We start from the raw sequence: 25,477 nt of genomic DNA, 5'->3' as shown, positions 1-25,477 counted from the left end.
AAACCTTGGCTCTACTTCGCGCGCGGATCCAGCGCGTCCCGCAGCCCGTCGCCGAGCAGATTGAAGGAGAGCACCGTCACGAAGATCGCGAGGCCGGGGAAGATCGCCATCCAGGGCGCGTTGGTGAGGAAGCGCTGGGCCGTGTTCAGCATCGCGCCCCACGACGGCGCGGGCGGCTGCTGGCCGAGGCCGAGAAACGAGAGGCTCGCCTCCGCGATGATGGCGGTCGCGACCGTCAGGCTCGCCTGGACGAGAAGCTGCGGCAGGACGTTGGGCAGGACGTGCTCGACCGCGATGCGCCAGTTGCGGATGCCGACCGCGCGCGCCGCCTCGATGTAGAGCTCCGCCTTCACGGTGAGCACCTGACCTCGGGTGAGGCGGATGAAGATCGGCGTCGCCGTGATGCCGATCGCGATCATCGCGTTCGTGAGGCTCGGGCCGAGGAAGGCCGCGAGCGCGATGGCGAGGATCAGGAAGGGGCAGGCCAGCATGGCGTCGGTCAGGCGGCTGATCAGGCCGTCCACGAAGCCGCCGAGATAGCCGGCGAGAAGGCCGAGCGGCACGCCGATGCCGATCGCGATCGCGACCGAGACGAGCCCCGCCGCCATGGAGGCGCGGGCGCCGTAGATGATGCGGGCGAGGATGTCGCGGCCGACCTCGTCCGTGCCGAACGGATGCGCGCCCGTGGGCGGCTTGCGCACCGCGGACCAGCTCTGCGCCGTGGGGTCGTAGGGCGCGACATAGGGGGCGAGCACGGCGGCCGCCGCCACGAGGAGGATCACGGCGAGCCCAGCCATGGCCGAGTGCCGGGTCCTCAGCCGCGCCCAGGCCTGCCCGCCCGGGGTGCGGGGAGCGCTTCGTGTCCCCGTCGCGAGGAGGTCTCCGCCCGCCCCGCTCACGTGCGGAGCCTCGGATTGGCGAGCACGTAGCCGATATCGGCGAGAAGGTTCAGGGCGATGTAGCTCGTCGCCGTGACCAGCACGACGCCCTGCACCACGGCGTAGTCGCGGTTGAACACGGCGTCCACGATCAGCTTCCCGAAGCCCGGGATGGTGAAGATCTGCTCCGTGAGCACCGCGCCGGACAGCAGCGTGCCGAATTCGAGCGCCCCGAGCGTGATGATCGGCGTGAGCGCGTTCCGCATGGCATGGCGCAGCACGACCACGCGTCCCGGCAGGCCCTTCGCCCGGGCGGTGCGGACATAGTCGCTCGAGAGCGCCTGCAGCATCGCCCCGCGCGTATGGCGCATCAGGATCCCGGCGATCGCGTTGCCGAGCACGAAGGCCGGCATGATCGTGGTGGCGAGGCTCTGCCATGGATCCTCGAACGGGCTCACGTAGCCGGAGGCGGGCAGCCATCCGAGCGAGACCGCGAAGACGAAGATCAGCATGATCCCGAGCCAGAAGTTCGGCGTCGAGATGCCGACGAGCGACACCACGCTGACGAGGTAATCGACCCAGGTCCCCTTGGCGACCGCCGAGACGACGCCGGCCGTGACGCCGATCGCGAGCGCGATCAGCATCGCCATGGTGGCGAGCTGGAGCGTCACGGGGAGCTTCTGCGCGATGAGGTCGAGCACCGGGACGTTCAGCCGGATCGACTGGCCGAGATCGCCCGAGAGCACGCCCTTGATCCAGAAGAGGTACTGGACCGGGATCGGCTGGTCCAGGTGATAGCGCGCCCGGATCTGCGCGATCACCTCCGGGTCCTTGTCCTCGCCCGCCATGGCGAGCGCCGGATCGCCGGGCAGGAGCTGCTGCAGCCCGAAGATGATCACGGAGACGAAGAACAGCGTCGGGACGAGCTGGACGAGCCTTTGGCCGAGAAGCGCGAGCATGGGTCAGGCCGCCGGATGGGGGGCGTTTCCCCTCCCCCTCGTGGGGAGGGCAAGCCCGGCACGCTCTCTGCTTGCCTCGCGGTGCGGGCGGGAGCAGGGTCTCGCCGAACGGGGGATGCGGTCATGGAGCATCGTCGCCGCGGGGTTCTCGCCATGCTCGGGGCCGCCGCGCTCCCGCTCGCCAGTCCGAGGCAGGCCATGGCTCATGTGAAACCCGGTCGGCGCGACGTCCTCCTGGTGGTGGACGTGCAGAACTGCTTCCTGCCCGGCGGCTCCCTCGCCGTGAAGGATGGCGACGCCGTGATCCCGGTGATCAACGCGCTCGCACCGAAATTCCGGAACGTCGTCGTCACGCAGGACTGGCACACGCCGGACCACGCCTCCTTCGCGTCCGCGCACCCGGGCAAAAAGCCCTTCGAGACGGTGCAGATGCCGTACGGGCAGCAGGTCCTCTGGCCGGACCATTGCGTGCAGGGCACGCCCGGCGCCGAGCTTTCGCCCGCCCTGAGGATCCCGCATGCCCAGCTCGTGATCCGCAAGGGCCACGATCCCGGCATCGACAGCTACTCGGCCTTCGTCGAAGCGGACGGGAAGACCAGGACCGGGCTCGCCGGCTACCTCAAGGAGCGCGGGATCGAGCGCATCTTCGTGGCCGGTCTCGCGACCGATTTCTGCGTGGCCTGGTCGGCCATGGACGCCCGGAAGGCGGGGTTCGACGTCTTCGTCATCGAGGATGCCTGCCGCGGCATCGACCTCGACGGCTCCCTTGCCGCGGCCTGGAAGGAGATGGCGGCGGCCGGGGTGGAACGGACGGTCAGCGACGAGATCGTGTAGACGGCTTTCCTTCCGGGGCTCCCCACCGGCAAGCCCCGGAGCGGCGGCCATCGGCAGCGAAGTCGGGCCCACCTTCACTTCATCGTCAGCCCGACGACGCGCACGAGCCCGTCGGGATGCGCCTTGAAGCCCTCGAGCCTGGCGCTGTGCGCGATGATGACCGCCCGGTGATAGAGGTAGAGGATCGAGCCCTCGGTCAGGAGCTTGCCCGCGACCTTCTCGTAGATCGCCATGCGCTCGTCCTTTCCGCTTCTCGCCCGCGCCTCGTCGAGCCAGGCATCGACCTCGGGGCTGGAATACTTGCCGTAGTTCTGCGGCGCGCCGGTCTTGTGGAAGACGTAGAGGTTGCCGTCCGGATCCGGCCGCCCCGACCAGTTCAGCATATAGGCCTGGTAGCGTCCCGCTTCGGCCTCGTTCAGCGAGGTCGCGAATTCGGTGACGCGGATCTTCATGTCGAACCCGGCCTCGGCCGCCATGGCCTGGATCACTTCGGCGACCTGCCGCGTCTCGGGATTGTTCGGCACCATGTAGTCCACCGCGACCGGCGTCTTCACGCCCGCCTCCGCGATGAGCTTCTTGGCTGTCGCGATGTCGCGCGTCGGGACGGGAAATTTCTTCTGGTACCAGGGGTTCTCGGGATTGACCCACTGATTGCCCGGCCGGGCCGCCCCGTTGAACACGACCTGGTTGATCGCCTCGCGGTCGATCGCGAGGCTCAGCGCCTGACGGATGCGCGGATCCTGGCCGAGCGGGTTCTTCGCCGCCTCGCCGTTCGCGACGTTGATCGTCATCCCCATGTAGCCGAGGTCGATGCCCGTCGCGAGCTTCAGCCGCCGATCCGACTGGATCTCCTTGATGTCCGTCGCGAGCGCCCGCTCGATCAGGTCGAGCTGGCCGGATTTCAGGTTCGCGAGCCTGACGGTGGAATCCGGAATGGGTAGGTAGGTGATGCGATCGATCCTGACCCGGTCCTTGTCCCAGTAATCGGCGAAGCGCTCGACCACGATCCGGTCCTGCTGGACGCGCTCCACGAACCGGTACGGTCCTGCGCAGACCGGCTTCTGGCCGAATCTGTCGCCCGCCTCCTTGGCGGCTTTCGGCGACACCATCATGCCCGCCCGGTCGGTGAGCTGCGCGAGCAGCGGCGAATAGGCGTTCTTGAGGAGCAGCCTGACGGTCGTCGGATCGACGGCCTCGACCTTGTCGATGGCCGAGATCTCGGGGCGCCGGAAGGAGCCCTGCATGGTCAGATGCCGCTCGAGCGAGAACTTCACCGCCTCGGCGTCCATCGGCTCGCCGTCGTGGAATTTCACGCCGGGCCGCAGCTTGATCGTGACCATCTTCCCGTCCGCCGAGGTCTCGTGCGAGAGCGCGAGCTGGGGCACGATGTTGAGCTTGTCGTCGGTGTCGAAGAGCTTGTCGCAGATCGAAGCAAAGACGATGCGGCCCACATAGGTGCGCCCGAAGCTCGGATCGAGAACGTCCGGGTCTTCGGCGAGGCCGATGCGCAGATGCGTCTGGGCTGCGGCGAGCGTCGGCAGCGCGAGCGCGGCGCACAGAAGAGCCGAGCGAATGGCAGCGAACCTGAGCGACATCTGAACCCCCGGACGGCGCGAGCTTATGCAACGGCCGGGCCGGGTCCAGCGCGATCTTCCGCCGCGAGCCGCTCGGCGATGAATTGTTCGATCGCGTCCCGCCCGACGATGCCGGACGGCCGTGCCCGCGAGGGCAGCGCCTCGCGGTAGACGCGCGGGCGCCCCTTCCAGACCTCGAGGAGCCGGGCGAGCTCGGCGAGCGGGTCCGGATGGTCGTCGACCCGGATGTCGACGAGCGCGTATTCCTCGGCGTCGTGGATCAGCATGGCGGCCGATTGCCTGCCCCGCCTGTCGCCCCCGGCAGCCTCGCCGGCCAGGAGGGCGAGGAGAAGGCGCTCGAAGAGCGGACGGCCGGCCGATCGCTCGAAGGCGGAGATCGTCTCGGCCACGACCTCCGGGCCGGCGAGCATGTTGCCGGCGACGGAGAAGCCCTCGCGAACCTCGTGTCCACACCACGGCACGCAGGCGGCGCCCGTATAGGCGGCGTTGCGGCCGTCCGCGGCCATCAGGTGGAGCTGGCGGTCCGCCCTGCCCTCGTCGGCAGTCGTGAGCTCGCGGATGGCCTCCTCGGGCGCGGCGCCAGCCTTGAGCAGAGCGAGACCGCGCGGGCCGTAGAGCGGGTTCGCCATGGCCTGGGTCGCGACCGCGCCCACGCCCGTCTCGACGAAGGGCACCCGCGACCCGACCGCGAAGGCGCAGGTCGCGACCGCGATCCCGATCTGCCCCCGTTCAGGGTCGCGTGCGACGATGGACCAGGTCATGGGTAGAGCGCTTCCGAAGTTGACGGACGCGCTGTGCGTCCTTCGAGACGCGGCCACGGCGGCTCCTCAGGACGACGACGGTGAGTGCTGGCCCTGCTCCGACCTGCGTCATGCCGAGGAGGCCGGCGAAGCTGGCCGTCTCGAAGCACGCACCCACGCCTTTGTCGAGCGCCACGACGCCATCACCGCCCCGCCGCGTAGCCCTGCATGCCGCGCGGGTTGGCGGCGGCCTTCCGCCGGACGCCGTCCCGCGAGGCCGCCGTGAGCCGGCCCTCGGACCAATCCTCGCCGATCTCGACGATATGCCCGCGCCGCTGCAATTCCTCGATCGTGGCCTTCGGCACGCGCCCCTCCACGACGACCACGCCGGGCCGGGACGTCCTGGGCCAGAAGGACGACGGAAAATGCTCCGTGTGCCAGGCGGGCGCATCGATCGCCTCCTGCAGGTTCATGCCGGCATGCACATGCCGAAGGAAGAATTGCGGGATCCACTGATCCTGCTGGTCGCCGCCCGGCGAGCCCCAGGCGAGATACGGCTCGCCGTCGCGCAGGGCCATCGTGGGCGAGAGGGTCGAGCGGGGGCGCTTGCCGGGCATGAGCGCCGCAGGATGCTCCTCGTCCAGCCAGAACATCTGGGCGCGGGTGCCGAGCGGGAAGCCGAGCTCGGGGATCACGGGCGAGGATTGCAGCCAGCCGCCGGAAGGCGTGCCGGAGACCATGTTTCCCCACCGGTCGACGATGTCGAAATGGACGGTGTCGCCGCGCACGGCGCCAGCCTTCTCCAGCCGGCGCGCATCTTCCGCGGGCGCCGCGGCGCGCTGGATGCGGCCGACCGTCGGCTCGCCCGCGCCCGTCGCGCCGACCGCGACCCGCTCGCCTCCCTCGCGTGCGCCGATCGCCTTGCCGTAGCCGGGGATGGTCCCCGGCCGAAGCTCGAGGGAGGCCCGGTCCCCGATCAGGCGGCGGCGCTCGCCGTTATAGGTCTCGCCCAGGAGCTGCTCGACCGGCACGTCGACGAAGGCCGGATCGCCGTAGAAGGTGTCGCGGTCGGCGAAGGCGAGCTTCGCCGCCTCGACCTGGAGATGGATGAAGTCCGGCCCGGTCGGATCGAGCCCGTCGAGCGCGAAGCCGGAGAGGAGCGCGAGCTGCTGCAGCGTGGCCAGACCCTGGGTCCAGGGCCCGCATTTCAGCACGGTGTAGCGGCCGTAATCATAGGAGATCGGCGCCTCGACGCTCGCCTCCCAGGCGGCCATGTCCGCCCCCGTCAGCACGCCGCGATGGCGGCGGCCCGAGGTGTCCATCACCTCCTGCATGCGGCAGAACCGGTCGATCGCCTCCGCGACGAAGCCCTGCGACCAGCTCCGTCTCGCCCGCTCGATCTCCGCCTCCCGGCTCCCTCCCCCGCTTTCCGCCTCCTGCAGGATGCGCTCATAGGTCGAGGCGAGCCTGGGATTGGCGAAGAGCGAGCCCGCCGCGGGCACCTGCCCCCCGGGCAGGTAGAGCTCGGCCGAGGTCGGCCAGTGCTCGCGGAAGAGCTCCTCGACGGTCGCGATCGTGGCCGGGATCCGCTCGACCAGCGGATAGCCGTGGCGGGCATAGGAGATCGCGGCTTCGAGCACCTCGCGCAGGCGCATCGTGCCGTAGTCGCGCAGCATCAGCATGAAGGCGTCGAACGGACCGGGGATGCAGGCCGCGAGCAGCCCCGTGCCGGGCACGAGGTCGAGGCCGAGCGAGCGGTAATGCGCGATCGTGGCGCCGGCGGGCGCGGGCCCCTGGCCGCAGATCACCTCCGGCCGGCCCTTCCGCACGTCATGGACGATGATCGGCGCATCCCCGCCCGGGCCGTTCAGGTGCGGCTCGACGACCTGGAGCGTGAACGCGGTTGCAACGGCGGCGTCGAAGGCATTCCCCCCCTTCTCCAGGATGCCCATCCCGACCGCCGTCGCGATCCAGTGGGTCGACGCGACGACCCCGAAGGTGCCGTCGATCTCCGGGCGGGTGGTGAAGGGGCTCTGGTTGACGAGGCTCATGCTGTCGGAACGTCCGCCGGGAGAGAGCCGGGGACTTACCGCATGCGCCCCGGCAGCGCTAATCGATCCGGCCGGACCGCCTCAGCGCGGCGCGATGTGCAGGTTGTCCTTCGGCAGCAGGTTGCGGGCCGGGCCGCCGGTCTGCTGGCCGCCGCTCTGCTGCCAGGGCCGCAATTCGGGCCGATTGTCGTTGTCGCCGCCGGTGTCGTACTGCCAGGGCGGCTGCCACGGCGCCCGGCTGCGCCAGCCGGGCTGCTCGATCACCCGCGGGCCGTAGCCCGGATCGTAGCCGTAGGGCTGGGCCCCGGCGCTGGAGGCGCCGGCGAGCGCGGCGAGAAGGGCTACGGCCCCGAAAGCGTGTTTCACGTCCTGTCCTCGTCGATCCGTCCGGGGCTAGAAAGCGGCGGAAGCGCTACCGTTCCCCCGAGGTCCCGGTCGCCTCCGCCCGCCCAGGCTACCCTTTACCGAGCGAAGGCGTGAAATCCGTATCCGGCGTGACGCGGCGGCAATAGGCGGCCGCGAGACGGGCGCCCTCCTGCAGGTCCGTGAGCGAGAGCGTCTCCGAGGGCGTATGCATGTAGCGCAGCGGTATGCCGAGCAGGCCGGTCACCATGCCGCCGCGGGTCACCTGCATGGCTCCGGCATCGGTCGGCGTGGCCTGCGAGAAGACACGGACCTGGTAGGAGATGCCCTCCTCCTCGGCCGCCCGCACGAGGAGGTCGAAGAGCGCGTGGTTGATATTCGGGCCGCGCGAGATGATGGGCCCGCTGCCGAGCGCGATCTGTCCGTGCTCGCGCGGATCGAGGTTCGGGATGTCGGTCGCGTGGTCCATGTCGATGGCCAAACCCGTAAGCGGCCCGATCTCGTAGGTGGCGGTCCTGGCCCCGCGGGAGCCGATCTCCTCCTGCACCGTGCCGAGCCCGTACACGCCGACCTCGGGATGAAGGCCGCCGCTCTCGGCCAGCGACCGGAGCGCCTCGGCGACCACGAACAACCCCGCCTTGTTGTCGAAGGCACGGGCAGCCGCGCGGTCGCCCATCAGGGGACGGAACTCCTGCTCGAAAGTGACCGGGTCGCCGAGCCGGACCACGCCCTCGGCCTCCTGGCGCGAGGACGCGCCGATGTCGATCCAGAACCGGTTCATCTGGGGACGATTTGCCCGCTCGCCGGGGTGCAGGAGCTGGAACGGGCGGCTGCCGACAACCCCGCCGATCCGCTCGCGCCCATGCACCCATACGCGCTGTCCGACCGCGACCACGTCGTCATGGCCGCCGATCGGGCTGAAATGGAGCAGGCCGTCTTCCCCGATGTGATGGATGACGAAGCCGATCTCGTCCATATGGGCCGACAGCATGACTCGGATGCCGGCATCCGGATTGATGATGGCGACCGTGTTGCCATGGATGTCCGTACGGACATCGTCGACGAACCTCTTCGTGTAGTCGCGATAGACCTGCGCGACAGGCTGCTCGTAGCCGCTGGGAGATGGCGCCCGGACGAGCGCCTTCAGAAACCCGAGGGATTCGGGTCGCATTCCGGCCTGGCTCTCCGCTCCGAATGGCAGCGGAAGGAAACGCCGGCTCCCCGTCCAAGCTCCGGTTCAGATGCGGACGGATCACCGGACCGGCATGAGCCACAGGCTCGCCCCCGGCGGCGCCTGCCTTCGCAGGCCCGCCGCGTTCGGACATCCGCAAATGCCTTCGGAACGCCGCGGCGGCGAGCGCCCCGCTCAGCCTGCCGCCGCGGCGGAGCCGGCGATCTTTTCCTGCGTCTTGGTGTCGAAATCCGCGGCGTCGTGGCGCTCGTGCAGCTGCTCGGACGGATCGCCCGTGATGCGGTTCACCATGCGGCCGCGCTTCACGGCGGGCCGGGCGTGGATCTCGTCGGCCCAGCGCTGGACGTTCCTGTAATCCTGCACCTGGAGGAACTCCGCCGCCCCATATTGCCAGCCCTTGGCCAAGCCGCCGTACCAGGGCCAGATCGCCATATCGGCGATGGTGTAGTCGTCGCCGGCGACGAACTTCGTCTCGGCCAGCCGGCGGTCGAGCACGTCCATCTGACGCTTCACCTCCATGGCGTAGCGGTCGATCGCGTATTCGATCTTCACCGGCGCATAGGCGTAGAAATGGCCGAAGCCGCCGCCGAGGAACGGTGCGCTGCCCATCTGCCAGAAGAGCCAGGACAGGGTTTCGGCCCGCGCCGGCTGCTCGGTGGGCAGGAAGGCACCGAATTTCTCGGCCAGGTACAGGAGGATCGAGCCGGATTCGAAGACCCGGATCGGCGTCGCGCCGCTCCGGTCGACGAGAGCCGGAATCTTGGAGTTCGGGTTCACGGCGACGAAGCCGGTCGAGAACTGCTCGCCTTCGCTGATCCGGATGAGCCAGGCGTCGTATTCCGCCTCCTTATGGCCGAGGGCCAGCAGCTCCTCCAGCATGATCGTGACCTTCACGCCGTTCGGGGTGCCGAGCGAGTAGAGCTGGAGCGGATGCTTGCCGACCGGGAGCTCCTTCTCGTGCGTGGGGCCGGCGACCGGCCGGTTGATGTTGGCGAAGCGGCCGCCACTGGCCTTGTTCCAGGCCCAGACCTTCGGCGGCGTGTATTCGGACGAGCTGCTCATTCTCGCATGGCTCCAGCTTCCGCGCAGGGCGCGCGCTACGCTCAAGCCTAGCGGAAGCGGCGACGCAATGCGCGACGCCGGCGCGGCGGCGAGCCATGATGCGCGGACATGCCGGCCTCCCCAAAGCGAAGGGCCGCCCCTGCGGGCGGCCCTTCCATTGTCTTGCACGGTCAGATCAACACGTGGCGGCGGCGCTTCTCAGCGCGGCCGGTGAACCCTTCAGCCCCGCGCCTCGAAGGAGGCGGAGGTCAGGGTCACGGCGATCGGTGACCGCACCATATGACAATGAGACACTCGATCACCTCCTTTCAGTACGTTGCAGGGACCCCAATATGGGTGCAGAGCTGCACTGCACAAAGAGTCCCGGCACCATCGCCTGTGGACAGATCGCCGCTGTCCCGCCGAACCGATTCCGCTACGCCCAACCATGACCCAGACTTCCCCGGCGCTCCCGGCCGAGCGCCGCCGCACCTTCGCGATCATCTCGCACCCGGACGCCGGCAAGACGACGCTCACCGAGAAGCTCCTCCTGTTCGGAGGCGCCATCCAGCTCGCCGGCGAGGTGAAGGCGAAGCGCAACCGGGTCTCGACCCGCTCCGACTGGATGGGCATCGAGAAGGAGCGCGGCATCTCGGTCGTGACCTCGGTCATGACCTTCGAATATGCCGACCGCGTCTTCAACCTGCTCGACACGCCCGGCCACGAGGACTTCTCCGAGGACACCTACCGCACGCTCACGGCCGTGGACTCGGCCGTGATGGTGATCGACGCCGCCCGCGGCATCGAGGCGCGCACGCGCAAGCTGTTCGAGGTGTGCCGGCTGCGCGACATCCCCATCGTCACCTTCATCAACAAGATGGACCGCGAGAGCCGCGACCCCTTCGACCTCCTCGACGAGATCGAGAAGACGCTGGCGCTCGACACCGCGCCCGTCACCTGGCCCATCGGCCGCGGCCAGAGCTTCGCAGGTACGTTCGACCTCGCCCGCAACCTGGTTCGGCGTCTGGATGCCGACGAGGACGCGATTCCCGTCTCCGGCCCGGACGACCCGAAATGCGTCGGCCTTCTGCCGGAGCACGAGCGCGAAGCCTGGCTCGAGGAGGTGATGCTCGCCCAGGAAGGGCTGAAGCGCTTCGAACTCGGCCCCTTCCGCGAGGGGCACCTCACGCCCGTCTTCTTCGGCTCGGCGCTGAAGAATTTCGGCGTCCGCGACCTCATCGACTCCCTCGCCGAGATCGCGCCGTCCCCCCGCGGCCAGGAGGCGGACAAGCGCCTCGTCACCCCCGACGAGCGCGGCATGACCGGCTTCGTGTTCAAGATCCAGGCGAACATGGACCCGAACCACCGCGACCGCATCGCCTTCATGCGGGTCTGCTCGGGCCGGCTGGAGCGCGGCATGAAGGCGAAGCTCGTCCGCACCGGCAAGCCGATCTCGCTCTCCGCGCCGCAATTTTTCTTCGCCCAGGACCGCGCCATTGCGGACGAGGCCTGGGCGGGGGACGTCGTCGGTATCCCGAACCACGGCACCTTGCGCATCGGCGACACGCTGACGGAGGGGGAGGACCTCGCCTTCAACGGCGTCCCGTCCTTCGCGCCCGAGATCATGCGGCGCATCAAGCTGTCCGACCCGATGAAGGCGAAGAAGCTGCGCGAGGCTTTGCAGCAGATGGCCGAGGAAGGCGTCGTGCAGCTCTTCCTGCCGCAGGACGGCTCGCCCGCCATCGTCGGCGTCGTCGGCGCGCTGCAGCTCGACGTGCTGAAGGAGCGCCTGAAGGCCGAATACGGCATTCCGATCGACTACGAGCAGAGCCGCTTCACCCTCGCGCGCTGGATCATGTCGGACAAGAAGGGCGAGGTGGAGCGCTTCTCGGACGCGCACCTCTCGTCCATGGCGAAGGACCTCGACGGCGCCCCCGTCTTCCTCGCCCCCTCCGCCTACCAGCTCTCCTACGAGCAGGAGAAATGGCCGGACGTGACCTTCACGGACGTGAAGACCTACCAGGCGCGCGACAGGGCGGCGTAGGCCGGCCGCAGATCTCCCCGCGCGCCGCGACGTGAGCAGCCTGTCGGGCGGCGCTCGCCCTGCTATAGAGCGTCGGGCACTACGGAGAGAGGCGGCGAGCCTGCGCCCGGACCACGCGTCGAACCGATGAGCGACTGGATCAGACCCCCAGGCCCCGCTCCGGCCGAGCGGGCCGATGGCGGCTTCGATGCGAGGCCCTATCTCTACGCGGCGATCCTCATCGGGCTCGGCGCGGCGGCGCGGCTGATGCTCGATCCGCTGCTCGGCGACCGGGCGGTATTCCTGTTCTTCGTGCCGGCGCTCCTCGTCGGCGCCGCAGGAGGCGGCATCGTTCCGTGCCTCATCGCGACGCTGCTCGGGGTCGCCGTCGGCTCAGCGATCCACATGCGGGAGCAGGTGATCCTGGCCAACCAGGTCGACGCGCTGCTTTTCGCGCTGCTGGGCATCTCCATCGCGCTCGGCGGCGAGCGGCTCCGCTCGATGCAGCGCCGGACCTCCGAGATTACGCAGGCGCTGCTCGAACGCGAGGCGCATCTGCGCTCGATCCTGGACACCGTGCCCGACGCCATGATCGTGATCGACGCGGACGGGCTGATGCAATCCTTCAGCACCGCCGCGGAGCGGCTCTTCGGCTACAGCGCCCAGGAGGTGCTCGGGCGCAACGTGTCGATGCTGATGCCGGAGCCGGACCAGAGCCGGCACGACGCCTATCTCCGCCGCTACCGCGACACCGGGGAGCGCCGCATCATCGGCGTGGGCCGCGTGGTCACGGGCATGCGGCGCGACGGATCGACCTTCCCGATGGAGCTCGCGGTCGGCGAGATGCGCAGCGGCGAGCGCGTCTTCTTCACGGGCTTCATCACGGACCTGACGGAGCGGCAGCAGACGCAGGCGCGTCTCCAGGAGCTCCAGGCGGAGCTGGTCCACGTCTCGCGCCTCACCGCCATGGGCGAGATGGCCTCCACGCTCGCGCATGAGCTCAACCAGCCGCTCGCCGCGGTCAGCAACTACATGAAGGGATGCCGGCGGCTGCTCGACCAGGGCGAGGCCGCCGCTCTCCCCAAGGTGAAGGAGGCCCTGGACAAGGCCTCCGAACAGGCGGTGCGGGCCGGGCAGATCATCAGGCGGCTGCGGGATTTCGTGTCGCGCGGCGAGACCGAGAAGCGGGTGGAGACCGTCTCCCGCCTCATCGACGAGGCGAGCGCCCTGGCCCTCGTGGGGGCGGGTCAGCAGGGCATCGTCACCCGGCTCGACCTCGACCCGCGGGCTGCGACCGTGCTGGCCGACCGCGTCCAGATCCAGCAGGTGCTGGTGAACCTGTTGCGCAATGCGGCGGATGCCATGCAGAGCACGGAGCGGCGCGAGCTCGGCATCGCGAGCCGGCTCAAGCCGGACGGAATGGTGGAGATCAGCGTGGCCGATACCGGTCCCGGCATCTCGGAGGAGGTCGCGGACCGGCTGTTCCAGCCCTTCGTGACCACCAAGGCGACGGGCATGGGCGTCGGGCTGTCGATCAGCCGGACGATCGTGGAGGCCCATGGCGGGCGGCTCTGGGTCGAGCGCAACCCGCAGGGCGGGGCGACCTTCCGCCTGATCTTGCCGGCCACGGCTGTCGGAGAGCCGATCGATGCAGAGTGAGACGAACCCGCTCGTCCATGTGGTGGACGACGACGACGCCATGCGCGAGTCGCTGGAGTTCCTGCTCGATTCGTCCGGCTATTCGGTGCGGCTCTATCACGGCGCGCAGCCGCTTCTGGACGCGCTTCCCAAGATCGCCGACGGCTGCGTCCTCACCGATATCCGCATGCCGGGCATGGACGGGATCGAACTCCTGAAGCGCATCCGCGCTACCGGGCGCACGCTGCCGGTGATCGTCATGACGGCCCACGGGGACGTGCCGCTGGCCGTGGAGGCGATGAAGCTCGGGGCCGCCGACTTCATCGAGAAGCCCTTCGACGACGAGGTGCTGCTCGGCGCCATCCGCTCCGCCGTCGAGCAGAGCCGGACGGAGGCGGCCGACCCGGCGATCCAGGACTTCACGGAACGGCTTGCGCGCCTGACCCAGCGCGAGCGCCAGGTCTTCGACCGTCTGGTCGCGGGCGAGCCGAACAAGGTCATCGCCCGCCATCTCGAGATCAGTCCGCGCACCGTGGAGATCTACCGGGCGAACGTCATGAGCAAGATGCAGGCCGCCAGCATCTCGGAGCTGGTCCGGCTGGCCGTGCGGGCGGGCGCGGCCTGACGAGCGCGAGGCCGGCGAAGGCTTGATCGACATCAAGGCGAGCCGCGCTGCAGGTGGCTAGCCTGCATGCCATCCTGCTCGATTTCGCCGGCTCGCGCCGGCCCGAGGCCATGGCCAGCCAAGACCGCAAGCCCGTCTTCGTCGTCGACGACGACCCGGGCGCTCTCAATTCGCTTCGCTTTCTGCTGGAGAGCGAAGGCTACGACGTCTTCACCTTCCGGGACGGCGAGGAACTGCTGTCGTCGCTGCCGCGGCCGGAACCGACCTGCCTGATCATCGACTTCAAGCTGCCCGCCATGGACGGGATGGACCTGTTCCGGCGCCTGCGCGAGCGCAACGTCCTGGCGCCCGTGATCCTCGTCACCGGCCATCCCGACCCCGCCATCCGCAGGCGGGCGGACAAGGCCGGGCTGGACCTCATCGAGAAGCCGCTGTCCCAGGACGTCCTCCTGAGCGCGGTCGAGGCCGCACGGGCCGGCCGCTTCCGCCGTCCGGAACTCTCCGCCTGACGCGGAGGACGTGGCGACCGGCGATGCGGGCTTGCGATGGATCAAGGGGCCTGCCGCGCTGCGGGTCTAAGCATCCGGCGCCGGAACATGCGGCTAAGGGGTTGCCCGTAAGGGGCCGCCCTTAAGCGCTCGCCCCGAATATCGCGTGCGGTGGCCCACCGGTACCTCTCTCGATGCCTGAGACGAGGACCCGCCGATGAGGCTCGACACCAACACCCTGAACACCGCACGGCCCGCCGGAGGGGCGGCGCTGCCCCCGTCCGGACTGCCCGAGATCGCGCTGTTCGCCGGCTGCCCGGAGCTGATCGGCTCGCCCTTCTCCTATGCCCGCGAGGAGGAGGTCTATGGCGAGGGTGAGGAGACGGAATACGTCTACAAGATCGTGTCGGGCGCGGTGCGCACCTGCAGGATCCTGGCCGACGGCCGCCGACAGATCCACGGATTCCACCTTCCGGGCGACCTGTTCGGCTTCGAGCCCGGCCAGACGCATCGCCTGACCGCGGAGGCGATCGCCGACACCAGGGTGCTCATGTTCAAGCGCCGCCAGCTCGAGCGCATCGCGACCCGCAACGTGGAGGTCGCCTGCCAGCTCTGGACCATGACGGCGAGGAACCTGCAGCATGCGGAGGAGCACATGCTGCTCCTCGGCCGGCGCACGGCGCTGGAGCGCGTGGCGGCCTTCATCATCGAGATGGACGCGCGCCTCGGCGGCACCGGGTCGATCGAGCTGCCGATGTCGCGCCGCGACATCGCGGACTATCTCGGCCTCACGCTCGAGACCGTCTCCCGCTCGGTGTCGCAGCTCCAGCAGGACCGCGCGCTCGCGCTTTCGGGCGCCCGCCGGGTCGTGCTGAACAGGCCCGCCATGAGCCGCATCGTCGAGGATTGAGGCTTTCGCCTCACCCTGAAACGACGACGGCGGCGGGACGTCCCCGCCGCCGCCTCTTGGATCCAGCCGGCGATCGCCGTCAGTTCGCGACCGCGCCCGCCGCCTTGAGGACCGGCGTCCAGCGCGCGACCTCGCTCTCGACGAGCTTCTGCAGCGCCTCGGGCCCGCGCTCCGCGCCCTCCGGGATGACGCCGCCGAGATCGAGCAGGCGTTTGCGGGTGTTCTCGTCCGAGAGCGCCTTGTTCAGCGCATCCACCAGCTTCGCGCGCACGTCGGCGGGCAGGCCCTTGGGGCCGAACACCGCGTTCCAGGCCGACACCTCGTAGCCCTCGAGCCCCGCCTCCTTGGTGGTCGGAACGTCGGGCAGGGCCGGCGAGCGCTGCGGCGTCGCGATGGCATATGCCCTGATCGTGCCGCCCGTGATCTGCGGCGCGACGTTGACGATCTGGTCGGTCATGAAGTCGACCTGGCCCGACATCAGGTCGTTGAGCGCCGGGCCGGTGCCGCGATAGGCGACCATGGTCGGCTTGATGCCCACGACGGAGGTGAAGAGCACGCCGGTCGAGTGGGAGACCGAGCCCACGCCCGCATGGGCCATGTTGGTCTTGGTGTCGTTCGCCTTGAGATGGGCCAGGAAAGCCTTCAGGTCGCCGGCCGGATAGTCCTTCTTCGCGACGATCACGATCGGCGTGCCCGCCGCCATCCCGATCGTGTCGAAGCTGTTGGCCGGGTCGTATTTCAGGTTGGGATAGAGCGCGGGCGCCGCGCCGTGCGTGCCCATATGGCCCATCATGATCGTGTAGCCGTCGGGCGCGGCGCCGGCCGCGCGGGTGATGCCCGTCGTGCCGCCGGCTCCGGCGACGTTCTCGATCACGACCTGCTGGCCGAGCGTTCGGGACATGTGGTCGCCGACGATGCGGGCGATGACGTCCGTCGGTCCGCCGGCCGCGAACGGCACGATCATGGTGATGGGCCGCTGCGGATAGGTTTGCGCGGAGGCCGCGCCGGCCACAAGGCCGAGCGCCGCGGCCGCGATGCTGATGAGCTTCTTCAAAGGATCCTCCCTTGCACGCCCGCCATGTCGTCCGGAGACGCCGCGCCCGCAAGCCCAGGAAAGCCGTCCTGACCTCCGTCTTTCGGCGGATGGTCAAGGGGGCGTGGTGAACGCGGCCGGGACTTTGCCCGGCTACGCCGCCGGCGGGCCGGCCTCAGTCGTCGACGAACACCTCCTCGCGGCTCTTCCGGATGGAGGGCAGGAGCGCGAGCGCCAGCATGACGATGGCGATCACCAGCAGCACGGCCGAGACCGGGCGCTCGATGAAGGTCATCATGTCGCCGCGCGAGATGATGAGCGCCCGCCGCAGGTTCTCCTCCATCAGCTTGCCGAGCACGAAGCCGAGCAGGAGCGGGGCCGGCTCGAAGCCGAACTTGATCAGAGCGTAGCCGATCAGTCCGAAGAGGCCGATGAAGAAGACGTCCGTCGGCAGCGAGTTGATCGAGTAGATGCCGATCGAGCAGAACATCAGGATGGCCGGGAACATCAGCCGGTAGGGCACCTTCAGGAGGCGGACCCAGAGCCCGATCATCGGCAGGTTGATGATCAGCAGCATCAGGTTGCCGACCCACATCGAGGCGATCATGCCCCAGAACAGGCTCGGGTTCTTGGTCATGACCTGCGGGCCCGGCACGATGCCGTGGATGGTCATGGCGCCGACCATGAGGGCCATCACGGCATTCGGCGGGATGCCGAGGGTCAGAAGCGGGATGAAGGAGGTCTGCGCGCCCGCATTGTTGGCGCTCTCCGGTCCCGCGACGCCCTCGATGGCGCCCTGGCCGAAGCGGCGCGGATCCTTCGCGAGCTTCTTCTCGATCGTATAGGAGGCGAAGGGTCCGAGCACGGCGCCGTTGCCGGGCAGGATGCCGAGGATGCCGCCGATGAAGGTGCCGCGTAGGATCGGCTTCGCGGAATCCTTCATGTCCTGCATGCTCGGCAGCAGGCGTCCGATCGCCTGCTTGACGACATCGCGGACCTCGGTGTGGTCGAGATTGCGCAGGATCTCGGCGACGCCGAACAGTCCCATCGCCAGCACGGCGAAGTCGATGCCGTCCGACAGGAACTGCATCCCGAAGGTCATGCGCTCCTGGCCAGTCTCGAGGTCGGTGCCGACCGTCGAGAACAGGATCCCGACGAGGATCATGGCGATGGCCCGCAGGATCGAGCCTCGCGCCAGCACGACCGCGAAGACGAGACCCATGACCATCAGGGAGAAGTACTCGGCCGGCCCGAATATGAGCGCGAGCCTGGTCAGCGGCGCACCCACGGCCGCGATGAAGACCGTCGCCACGCAGCCGGCGAAGAAGGACCCGATGGCCGCGATGCCGAGCGCGACGCCCGCCCTGCCCCTCCGGGCCATCTGGTGGCCGTCGAGCGTGGTGACCACGGAGGTCGCCTCGCCGGGGATGTTCACCAGGATGGCCGTGGTGGAGCCGCCATATTGCGCGCCGTAATAGATGCCGGCCAGCATGATGAGGGCGCCGGTCGGGTCGAACTTGAAGGTGATCGGCAGCAGCATCGCGATCGACGCCACCGGCCCGACGCCCGGCAGCACGCCGACGAGCGTTCCCACGAGACATCCGACGAAGCAGAGCAAGATGTTGAGCGGGATCGGCACGACGCCGAGGCCGGGGATGTCGACAGGGATCAGCCCGAAAACGGTGCCGAAGCCGAGGCCGAGATTTGCGATGAGGTCGCCCATCAGACGGGTCCGGTCACGAGAGGAAGCTGGAAGCGGGCATCAGATCGTCCCGGCATGCTCGTCGGGGACGACGTCGATCGGCTCGGCGGCGCGTCTGCGTCGATGCGTGGCGGCGAAGATGATCACCGCGAGCGCGACCAGGATCCCGGCCGTTGCGCGCAGGCGCGCGTCGCTCGACCAGCCCGACGGGTAAAGGTCGGCGAAGACCTGCGGATACATCGGAATGGGCAGGTTCAGGAGGTCGCCGAACAGCACCATGCAGAAGGAGGTGAGCGCCAGAGCCAGGATGGCCAGCTCGCGGAACCTGGCCTCGTGCGTGGCGAAGCCGGAGATGAAAATGGCGAGCGGGCCGGCTCCGAGCAGCCCGAGCTGCGGCACCTGAAGCGCGCCGAAGGCGAAGCCCCGGATCGTCAACCCGAAGCACAGGATGGCGATGCCGACCACGACCGGGCCGCGCAGCGAGAAGCCCTCGAGCGGGTGACCGTCCCTGGTGAGCCCGACCACGACGAGCGCGATGCCGCAAAGACCTATGCCGACGGCCAGCCAGCGCGGCAGCATGGCCGGGCCCATCGCCCGGAGCGTGCCCTGCGGCAGGTCGCTCGTCAGCCAGATGGCGAAAAGGGCGAGCGCGACGAGGACGAGCCCCGAGACGAGGCTCTGGGGGCCGCGGACCGGCCCCCGCCTCGAGGGGACGCGGTCAGTTCCAGCATGCATGCACTTTCCTCCCGGGCCGGATTTCGCGAGGTGCGGCCTCAAGGCTTGATGCACAGAGGGCGGCGGCCGATCAAGAGCGGCCGGCCCCCAATCCCTCTCAATCCAGCTTGGCTCCGGAGGCTTTCACCACCTGCGCCCATTTGGCGTGCTCCGCCCGCACGTAGGCCATCAGCTCGGCCGGGCTCATCGGCCGGATCTCGCCGCCGAGCTCGGCGAAGCGCCTCTTCAGGTCCTCGCCTTCGAGCGCCTTGCGCACCTCGGCGTTCAGCTTGTTCAGGATGTCCGGCGGCGTCCCCTTCGGGGCGAAGAGCGCGAACCAGCTCGAAGCCTCGAAGCCGGGCAGGCCGCTCTCGTCCAGCGTCGGCACGTCGGGCAGGGCGGGGGAGCGCCGGGAGGAGGTCACGGCGAGCGCCCGGAGATTGCCCGCCTTGGCCTGCTCGATGGATGAGGGAAGGTTGTCGAACATGACGTCGACCTGCCCGCCGACCAGGTCGTTGATGGCCGGCCCGGACCCGCGATAGGGCACATGCGGCATCTCGATCCCGGTCATCTGCTTGAACAGCTCGCCCGACAGGTGGATCGAGGTGCCGTTGCCGGACGAGGCCATGTTGAACTTCTTGGTCGAGGACTTCGCCTCGGCGATGAAGTCCTTCACGTTGGTGGCCTTCACGTTCTTGGGATTGACCACCATCAGGTTCGGCACGCCCGCCGCGAAGGCGACCCCTTCGAAGTCGTTCAGCGGGTCGTAGGGCATCTTCGAATAGAGGCTCGCATTGATGGCATGCGTGCCCACCGTACCCATGACCAGCGTGTAGCCGTCGGGCGGCGACTTCGCGACCGCGTCCGCCCCGATATTGCCGCCCGCGCCGCCGCGATTGTCGATGATGAATTGCTGTCCGAGCGACTGGCTCAGCTTGTCCGCGATCAGGCGCGCGAAGATGTCCGTCGTGCCGCCCGCCGCAAAGGGCACGACCACCCGGACGGGCCGGTTCGGATAGGCTCCCTGGGCCGAGGCGGCGGCGGAGAGCCCGAGAAGAGCCGCGACGCCGATGGCGGCCGAGACGAGACGTTTCATTCCCAAGATCCTCCCTGCCCGGCGCGTCCGCCGGCCGTTGCCGCCCCTTTAGCAGAGCCGCGGCCGTGCAAGCCACCCGCTTGCGTCCATCCGCCTGCCGCTCCACTCCTGCGGCTGCAACGGGCGAGGTGCGACATTGGGCGAACCGTTCAAGAACCTGGCCTGGGACGACTTCCGGCTCGTGAAGGCGATCGCCGAGGCGCGCGGCCTCGCCGGGGCGGCGGCTGCCACGGGCGTCAACCATTCCACCGTGTTCCGGCGGCTCGGGCAGATCGAGGCGGCGCTCGGGGCGAAGCTCTTCGAGCGCCACCGCTCGGGCTATACCCCGACGCCGGTCGGCGAGGAGATGGTGTCGCTCGCCTCACGGCTCGAGGCGGACATCACGGGCTTCACGCGGCGGCTGGCCGGCAACGAGATCGCGGCCGCGGGCGACCTCCGGGTGACCACGAACGACTCGCTCCTGGTGCACCTCCTCACGCCCATCCTCGCCCGCTTCCGGCGGCGCTGGCCGAGCGTGCGGCTCGACATCATCCTCGCGAACCAGGCGCTGAACCTCTCCAGGCGCGACGCCGACGTCGCCATCCGGGCGACGGACAGCCCGCCGGATACGCTGGTCGGGCGGCGCGCGGCGGCCATCGCCTGGGCCCTCTACGGCCGCCGGGACGTGTTCGAGGGCGGGGCGCCGGACCTGGAGACGCTCGCGGCCGGGCACGACTGGGTGTCGCTCGGCGAGAACCTCGCTCATCTGAAGGCCGTCCAGTTCGTCCGGCGGCAGGTTGCGCCCGAGCGCATCGCCTACCGGGTGAACACGGTGCTGGGGCTCGCGGAAGCGGTCGCGGCGGGGCTCGGCCTGGGCCACCTCCCCTGCTTCATCGGCGACGGCCGGCCCGAGCTGGTGCGCCTGAGCGATCCGGTGCCGGATTTCTCGGCCGATCTCTGGCTCCTGACCCACCCCGACCTGCGCCATTCGCCGCGCGTGCGCGTCTTTCTGGATTTCGTCGCCGGCGAGATCGCCGCCCGGCGCCACGAGATCGAAGGCGCGCCGGCCCCCGGCACGCTCCCCCGGGCTGCCGAGGCGACTTCGCAGCCCTGAAAGCGAAGCCTTGCGCCGACGCAAGCGCGTGCCTCTCGCTGCGCCGCCGCGGCCAAGCTACCTCTGCTCCGACCAGAGGAGATCGCCATGACGAAGGTCCTGATTCTCTACTATTCCAGCTACGGCCACATGGAGCAGATGGCCTATGCGGCCGCGGAGGGCGTGCGGGAGGCCGGCGCCGAGGCGGTCGTCAAGCGGGTGCCCGAGCTGGTGCCCGAGGAGGTCGCCCGGGGCGCCCATTTCAAGCTCGACCAGCCAGCCCCGGTCGCGACGGTGGCGGAGCTTCCCGATTACGACGCCATCATCCTCGGCGTCCCGACACGCTACGGCCGCATGGCCTCGCAGATGTCGAATTTCTGGGACCAGGCGGGCAGCGTCTGGGCGAGCGGCCAGCTCACCGGCAAGGTCGGCAGCGTCATGGCTTCCACCGCCACGCAGCATGGCGGCCAGGAGACCACGCTCTTCGCCGGCATCACGAACCTCCTGCATTTCGGGATGATCATCGTCGGCCTGCCCTATTCCTTCCAGGGCCAGATGACGCTGGACGAGATCGTCGGCGGGGCGCCCTACGGCGCGACCACCATCGCGGGCGGCCAGGGGCAGCGCCAGCCGAGCGCCATCGAGAAGGACGCCGCCCGCTTCCAGGGCAAGCTCGTCGCGCAGACGGCCGCGAAGCTGAGGGCCTGAAGCGCGGCGCCCCCGTCAGGGGAGCAGTCCCGCCCTGGACGTCCTGGCGAGGCCGTGCTCCGTCTTGTTCCAGCGCTGCGGCTCGAGGACGAACTCGAGCAGCCCGCGCCAGGCCGCCAGGCTGACGAGGCAGTAGTACACGGGCATCAGCGCGACGAGCGGAAGAAGGCTCGACCAGCCGCGCCGCCGGACGCCTTCCAGCGGCGGAATGGTGATCGCGAGCAGGCCCGCGGCGAACAGGGTGGCGCCCACCGAGGCGCTCGCGATCGCAAGCGGCGTGTCGGCGGCGAGGAGGCGGCCGGTCACGAGGGCGTCCGCGGCCAGGACCATGAAGGCGGGAAAGCCGAGCGCCGACGCCACGGTGCCGAAGGACATCGCCCAGGCGCCGAAGGCGCGGAGCGGCCCGAGCCTGCGCAGGGTCTCCCACGGCCGCCGGCTATGCGTGACCGAGACCTGGAGGAAACCCTTCATCCAGCGCGTGCGCTGGCGCAGCCAGGCGCCGAGATGGTGCGGCGCCTCCTCCAGCGTGGCCGACGGAAGATCGGCCACCCGGTAGCCGGCGGCCGCGAGCCGGAACCCGAGATCCGCATCCTCCGTGACGTTCCAGGCATCCCATCCGCCGAGCGCCTGGAGGACCGAGCGCCGGAAATGGTTCGACGTCCCGCCGAGCGGCACGGGCAGGTCGAACCGCGCCAGCGCGGGATTGGTCACGTCGAAGAGCGCCGCATATTCGATGGCGAACATGCGCGTCAGCCAGCCGTCATGCGCGTTGTCGATCACGAGCCGCGCTTGCAGGCAGGCGACCTCCGGCGGCGAGCGCCGGAAGAAGGACACCGCAAGGCGAAGCTGGCCGGGCTCCGGCACGTCCTCGGCATCGTAGACGGTCACGAACTCGCCCCGGGCGAGCGGCAGGGCGACGTTCAGGGCGCGCGGCTTCGTTCTCGGCTCCCCTTCGGGAGCCACGATCACCTCGGCGAAGCCGGGCAGCGGCGCCGACGAGAGCGCCTGGGCGGTCTCGGCATCCCCCGCCTCGATCACGATCTTCACGTCGAGCTTGGCCGCCGGATAGTCGATGGCCGCGACGGCCCGCAGCAGGCGCGGCACCACCCGGGCCTCCCGATGGAGCGCGATCAGGACGGTGTAGACCGGGAGATCGCGATCGGGGATGCGCGGCGGCGGCCTCGCGGGCTCGACCGGCACGCGCTCGAGCGCCGCCGCGAGCCGCAGAGCGGTGCTGCCCAGGAAGGCGCCGCCGAGGACGATCGACGCGCAGGCCCAGCTCTCGGCCGGCGCCCAGGCGGAGAGCAGCCCGGAGCCGAGCCCGGCCAGATAGGCCAGCCCGAGCTGCAGCCGGCTGGCGCCGCCGCGGTAGCTGAACTCGGGATGCCGGGCGGCGAGCCCGTCCGCCGCCAGCGCCGCGACATGGCTCCCGCGCGCCGCGATCACGCTGTCGCGGATGGCGCCCGGGGTCGTGATCGAGAAGCCGGCGGGGAGGCCCGCGCGGCGGGCGAGGATCTCGGCGACGTCGCGGCCGTGCGGCGCATAGGCATAGCCCGGGCGGGCATCGTCCCCCGTCGCGAGCGGCACGAGGCCGGCGAGAACGGCTTCCGGCAGGCGCGCCCGGGGATGGACCGGGAGCGGACCGCCCGCGAAGGGCAGTCCCGTCTCGGCGGCCAGGGCGCGGTAGAATTCGCATTCGGCGAGAAGGCCGGAACGGATCAGCGCGGCATCCGCCGGCACGTCCCAGGCCGCCCCGAGGGCGGCGGCCTCGGCCAGGCGCCCGGCCGGAACGCCGTGGCGCGCCAGGAACGCGATCTCGGCGGGGAGCTGTCGATCGACAGTCTCCGGCTGCAATCGATCCGCGGCCCCACCCTGGATGAACACGCAACCTCCGGGGTATGTCTGCCGAATAGAGTAGAGCGTCCGGTGGATGGGAAGAGGTGTTCTCGCGTCGACTTCGACGAATCTTGACCTGTTGCGGCAAGGTTGCACTCCAGGCCGTTTGCGGACATCTGACGCCCGTAGCCTCAGACCGACACAGCATGACCCCGGACCCCGACATCCTCTCCGCCGCGCAGGGCGCGGCCGCCTGGCCCTTCGAGGAGGCGAGAAAGCTCCTCGCCCGCCTGGAGGCGAGCGGGAAGAAGGAGGTGCTGTTCGAGACGGGCTACGGCCCCTCCGGCCTGCCGCATATCGGCACCTTCGGCGAGGTCGCCCGGACCACGATGGTGCGGAACGCCTTCCGGGTGCTCACGGCGGACAGGGTTCCGACCCGGCTCGTGGCCTTCTCGGACGACATGGACGGGCTGCGGAAGGTGCCGGACAACGTCCCGAACAGAGACATGCTGGCCCGCCATATCGGCCAGCCGCTGACCTCCGTGCCGGACCCCTTCGGCACGCATCCGAGCTTCGGGGAGCACAACAACGCGCGCCTGCGCGCCTTCCTGGATTCCTTCGGCTTCGACTACGAGTTCATGTCCGCGACGGAGTGCTACCGGTCGGGCCGCTTCGACCGGACGCTCCTCCTGATGCTCGAGCGCTACGACGACGTGATGGCGATCATGCTGCCCTCGCTCCGCTCCGAACGCTCGCAGACCTATTCGCCCTTCCTGCCCCTCCATCCGAGGACCGGGCAGGTGATGCTGGTCCCCATCGAGGAGGTGCGGCGCGATGCCGGCACGCTCGTCTGGCGCGACCCGGACAGCGGCGAGCGTTTCGAGACGCCGGTCACCGGCGGCCAGGCCAAGCTGCAATGGAAGCCGGACTGGGCCATGCGCTGGGTGGCGCTCGGCGTCGATTACGAGATGGCCGGGAAGGACCTGATCGACTCGGTCAAGCTCTCCTCCGAGATCGCGCGCGCGCTCGGCGGCACGCCGCCCGAGGGCTTCAACTACGAGCTCTTCCTCGACGAGAAGGGCCAGAAGATCTCGAAGTCGAAGGGCAACGGCCTCACCATCGAGGAATGGCTGACCTACGGCACGCCGGAGAGCCTGGCGCTCTTCATGTACAACAAGCCGCGCGAGGCGAAGCGGCTCTTCTTCGACGTGATCCCGCGGCAGGTGGACGACTACCTGACCTTCCTCGAGAAGTATCCCGGACAGGACGCCAAGCTGCGCCTCGGCAACCCCGTCTGGCACATCCATGCCGGCGATCCGCCCGCCCCGGAGCTGGTCCAGGGCGCCGGCGAGCGCGGCGCGACCATCTCCTTCGCGATGCTGCTCAACCTCGTGGCGGTGGCGAACACGGAAGACCCGGCCGTGCTGTGGGGCTTCATCCGGCGCTATGCGCCCTCCGCCTCGCCCGAGACGCATCCCGTCCTGGACCGGCTGGTGCGGCACGCCCTCGCCTATTACCGCGATTTCGTCCGGCCGGCGAAGGCCTACCGCGCGCCGAGCGAGGCCGAGCGCGCCGCGCTCGCGGAGCTCTCTGAGGCGCTCGGACCCTTTTCCGGATCGACGGATGCGGAGGCGCTCCAGGCGGCCGTCTACGAGGTCGGCCGCCGGCATTTCCCCGACCTGTCGGGCAAGGCGAAGAGCCCCGACGGACGGCCCGGCGTCTCGCAGGCCTGGTTCCAGACGATCTACCAGGTCCTGCTCGGGGAGGCGCGCGGGCCCCGCTTCGGCTCCTTCGTGGCGCTGTACGGGGTGGACGAGACGCGGGCCCTCATCGCCAAGGCGCTCGCGGGCGAGCTCCTCGCCGAGCACGAGGCCTTCGTCGCCGGCCGCGCGGCCGCGTGAGGATTTTGCGCGCGGCGCGTTGACCTTCGCCGCCGAGCGAGGTTATAAGCCGCCGACCAAGTGCCCTGGCGCCTTCGC

At 69.7% G+C, this 25,477-nt stretch carries 22 protein-coding genes; 9 read left to right on the top strand and 13 right to left on the bottom strand.

The window, feature by feature from the left end; genetic code table 11:
* Positions 1–11 precede the first annotated feature (11 nt).
* Both HJG44_RS04780 and HJG44_RS04775 read right to left on the bottom strand, forming a co-directional pair.
* Positions 12–899 carry an ABC transporter permease gene (locus HJG44_RS04780; RefSeq protein ID WP_346767086.1) on the bottom strand — a complete coding sequence of 296 codons (888 nt, stop codon included), beginning with the start codon at positions 897–899 and terminating at the stop codon, positions 12–14.
* Positions 896–1,837 carry an ABC transporter permease gene (locus HJG44_RS04775; RefSeq protein WP_171217141.1) on the bottom strand — a complete coding sequence of 314 codons (942 nt, stop codon included), beginning with the start codon at positions 1,835–1,837 and terminating at the stop codon, positions 896–898. The genes HJG44_RS04780 and HJG44_RS04775 overlap by 4 nt, the downstream gene beginning before the upstream one ends.
* 123 nt (positions 1,838–1,960) lie before the next feature.
* On the opposite strand from HJG44_RS04775, the gene pncA reads away from it, so the two are divergent.
* The gene (gene pncA / locus HJG44_RS04770) at positions 1,961–2,671 is read left to right on the top strand and encodes a bifunctional nicotinamidase/pyrazinamidase (RefSeq protein WP_171217140.1); all 711 of its coding nucleotides are present in this window, start codon (positions 1,961–1,963) and stop codon (positions 2,669–2,671) included.
* A 74-nt stretch (positions 2,672–2,745) separates the two neighbouring features.
* Here pncA and HJG44_RS04765 read toward each other — a convergent pair whose 3' ends face one another.
* The 6 genes from HJG44_RS04765 to yghU all read right to left on the bottom strand — a co-directional run bounded on the left by HJG44_RS04765 (position 2,746) and on the right by yghU (position 9,674).
* On the bottom strand, positions 2,746–4,266 hold the full coding sequence (locus HJG44_RS04765; protein ID WP_171217139.1) for an ABC transporter substrate-binding protein: 1,521 nt from the start codon (positions 4,264–4,266) through the stop codon (positions 2,746–2,748).
* Positions 4,267–4,289: 23 nt separating this feature from the next.
* Positions 4,290–5,027, bottom strand: coding sequence for a DUF1028 domain-containing protein (locus tag HJG44_RS04760; RefSeq protein ID WP_171217138.1), 738 nt, complete (start codon positions 5,025–5,027; stop codon positions 4,290–4,292).
* A 182-nt stretch (positions 5,028–5,209) separates the two neighbouring features.
* Positions 5,210–7,057: a gamma-glutamyltransferase family protein gene (locus HJG44_RS04755; protein ID WP_171217137.1), complete on the bottom strand. Its 1,848-nt coding sequence runs from the start codon at positions 7,055–7,057 to the stop codon at positions 5,210–5,212.
* Between the two features lie 81 nt (positions 7,058–7,138).
* Positions 7,139–7,423: a hypothetical protein gene (locus HJG44_RS04750; protein ID WP_171217136.1), complete on the bottom strand. Its 285-nt coding sequence runs from the start codon at positions 7,421–7,423 to the stop codon at positions 7,139–7,141.
* A gap of 88 nt (positions 7,424–7,511) precedes the next feature.
* Positions 7,512–8,591 (bottom strand): M20/M25/M40 family metallo-hydrolase, encoded by a 1,080-nt coding sequence (locus tag HJG44_RS04745; protein WP_171217135.1) that lies wholly within the window; start codon positions 8,589–8,591, stop codon positions 7,512–7,514.
* A gap of 195 nt (positions 8,592–8,786) precedes the next feature.
* Complete coding sequence (gene yghU / locus HJG44_RS04740; protein WP_171217134.1) at positions 8,787–9,674, bottom strand: glutathione-dependent disulfide-bond oxidoreductase; 888 nt, start codon at positions 9,672–9,674, stop codon at positions 8,787–8,789.
* Positions 9,675–10,101: 427 nt separating this feature from the next.
* Here yghU and HJG44_RS04735 point away from each other — a divergent pair, with 427 nt between their 5' ends.
* The 5 genes from HJG44_RS04735 to HJG44_RS04715 all read left to right on the top strand — a co-directional run bounded on the left by HJG44_RS04735 (position 10,102) and on the right by HJG44_RS04715 (position 15,337).
* Positions 10,102–11,697 (top strand): peptide chain release factor 3, encoded by a 1,596-nt coding sequence (locus HJG44_RS04735; RefSeq protein ID WP_171217133.1) that lies wholly within the window; start codon positions 10,102–10,104, stop codon positions 11,695–11,697.
* Positions 11,698–11,823: 126 nt separating this feature from the next.
* Positions 11,824–13,335, top strand: a complete 1,512-nt coding sequence (locus tag HJG44_RS04730) for a sensor histidine kinase (RefSeq protein WP_171217132.1) — start codon at positions 11,824–11,826, stop codon at positions 13,333–13,335.
* The gene (gene fixJ, locus HJG44_RS04725; RefSeq protein ID WP_171217131.1) at positions 13,325–13,939 is read left to right on the top strand and encodes a response regulator FixJ; all 615 of its coding nucleotides are present in this window, start codon (positions 13,325–13,327) and stop codon (positions 13,937–13,939) included. The genes HJG44_RS04730 and fixJ overlap by 11 nt, the downstream gene beginning before the upstream one ends.
* 53 nt (positions 13,940–13,992) lie before the next feature.
* Positions 13,993–14,448, top strand: coding sequence for a response regulator transcription factor (locus HJG44_RS04720; protein WP_346767085.1), 456 nt, complete (start codon positions 13,993–13,995; stop codon positions 14,446–14,448).
* Between the two features lie 196 nt (positions 14,449–14,644).
* The gene (locus HJG44_RS04715) at positions 14,645–15,337 is read left to right on the top strand and encodes a helix-turn-helix domain-containing protein (protein ID WP_171217130.1); all 693 of its coding nucleotides are present in this window, start codon (positions 14,645–14,647) and stop codon (positions 15,335–15,337) included.
* Between the two features lie 79 nt (positions 15,338–15,416).
* Here HJG44_RS04715 and HJG44_RS04710 read toward each other — a convergent pair whose 3' ends face one another.
* The 4 genes from HJG44_RS04710 to HJG44_RS04695 form a co-directional block, all read right to left on the bottom strand.
* On the bottom strand, positions 15,417–16,391 hold the full coding sequence (locus HJG44_RS04710; RefSeq protein WP_246736015.1) for a tripartite tricarboxylate transporter substrate-binding protein: 975 nt from the start codon (positions 16,389–16,391) through the stop codon (positions 15,417–15,419).
* A 154-nt stretch (positions 16,392–16,545) separates the two neighbouring features.
* Positions 16,546–18,093, bottom strand: coding sequence for a tripartite tricarboxylate transporter permease (locus HJG44_RS04705; RefSeq protein ID WP_171217129.1), 1,548 nt, complete (start codon positions 18,091–18,093; stop codon positions 16,546–16,548).
* Between the two features lie 39 nt (positions 18,094–18,132).
* Positions 18,133–18,807, bottom strand: a complete 675-nt coding sequence (locus HJG44_RS04700; protein WP_171217128.1) for a tripartite tricarboxylate transporter TctB family protein — start codon at positions 18,805–18,807, stop codon at positions 18,133–18,135.
* Positions 18,808–18,904: 97 nt separating this feature from the next.
* Positions 18,905–19,882, bottom strand: a complete 978-nt coding sequence (locus tag HJG44_RS04695) for a Bug family tripartite tricarboxylate transporter substrate binding protein (RefSeq protein ID WP_171217127.1) — start codon at positions 19,880–19,882, stop codon at positions 18,905–18,907.
* 136 nt (positions 19,883–20,018) lie between these two features.
* Here HJG44_RS04695 and HJG44_RS04690 point away from each other — a divergent pair, with 136 nt between their 5' ends.
* Positions 20,019–20,975: a LysR family transcriptional regulator gene (locus tag HJG44_RS04690; protein WP_171217126.1), complete on the top strand. Its 957-nt coding sequence runs from the start codon at positions 20,019–20,021 to the stop codon at positions 20,973–20,975.
* A gap of 87 nt (positions 20,976–21,062) precedes the next feature.
* Entirely contained in the window at positions 21,063–21,662 is a 600-nt protein-coding gene (wrbA, locus tag HJG44_RS04685) for an NAD(P)H:quinone oxidoreductase (protein WP_171217125.1), read from the top strand.
* A gap of 15 nt (positions 21,663–21,677) precedes the next feature.
* On the opposite strand, the gene HJG44_RS04680 is transcribed toward wrbA, so the two are convergent.
* A complete protein-coding gene (locus HJG44_RS04680; RefSeq protein ID WP_346767084.1) occupies positions 21,678–23,546 on the bottom strand; it encodes a glycosyltransferase in 1,869 nt (622 codons plus the stop codon).
* A 158-nt stretch (positions 23,547–23,704) separates the two neighbouring features.
* Here HJG44_RS04680 and HJG44_RS04675 point away from each other — a divergent pair, with 158 nt between their 5' ends.
* Positions 23,705–25,399: a lysine--tRNA ligase gene (locus tag HJG44_RS04675; RefSeq protein WP_171217124.1), complete on the top strand. Its 1,695-nt coding sequence runs from the start codon at positions 23,705–23,707 to the stop codon at positions 25,397–25,399.
* Positions 25,400–25,477: the final 78 nt, after the last annotated feature.

Source organism: Enterovirga aerilata (genome assembly GCF_013044135.1).
Classification (GTDB): domain Bacteria; phylum Pseudomonadota; class Alphaproteobacteria; order Rhizobiales; family Beijerinckiaceae; genus Enterovirga; species Enterovirga aerilata.
Note: the sequence above shows the minus strand (reverse complement) of the source record. Positions and strands in the feature narration are given on the sequence as shown.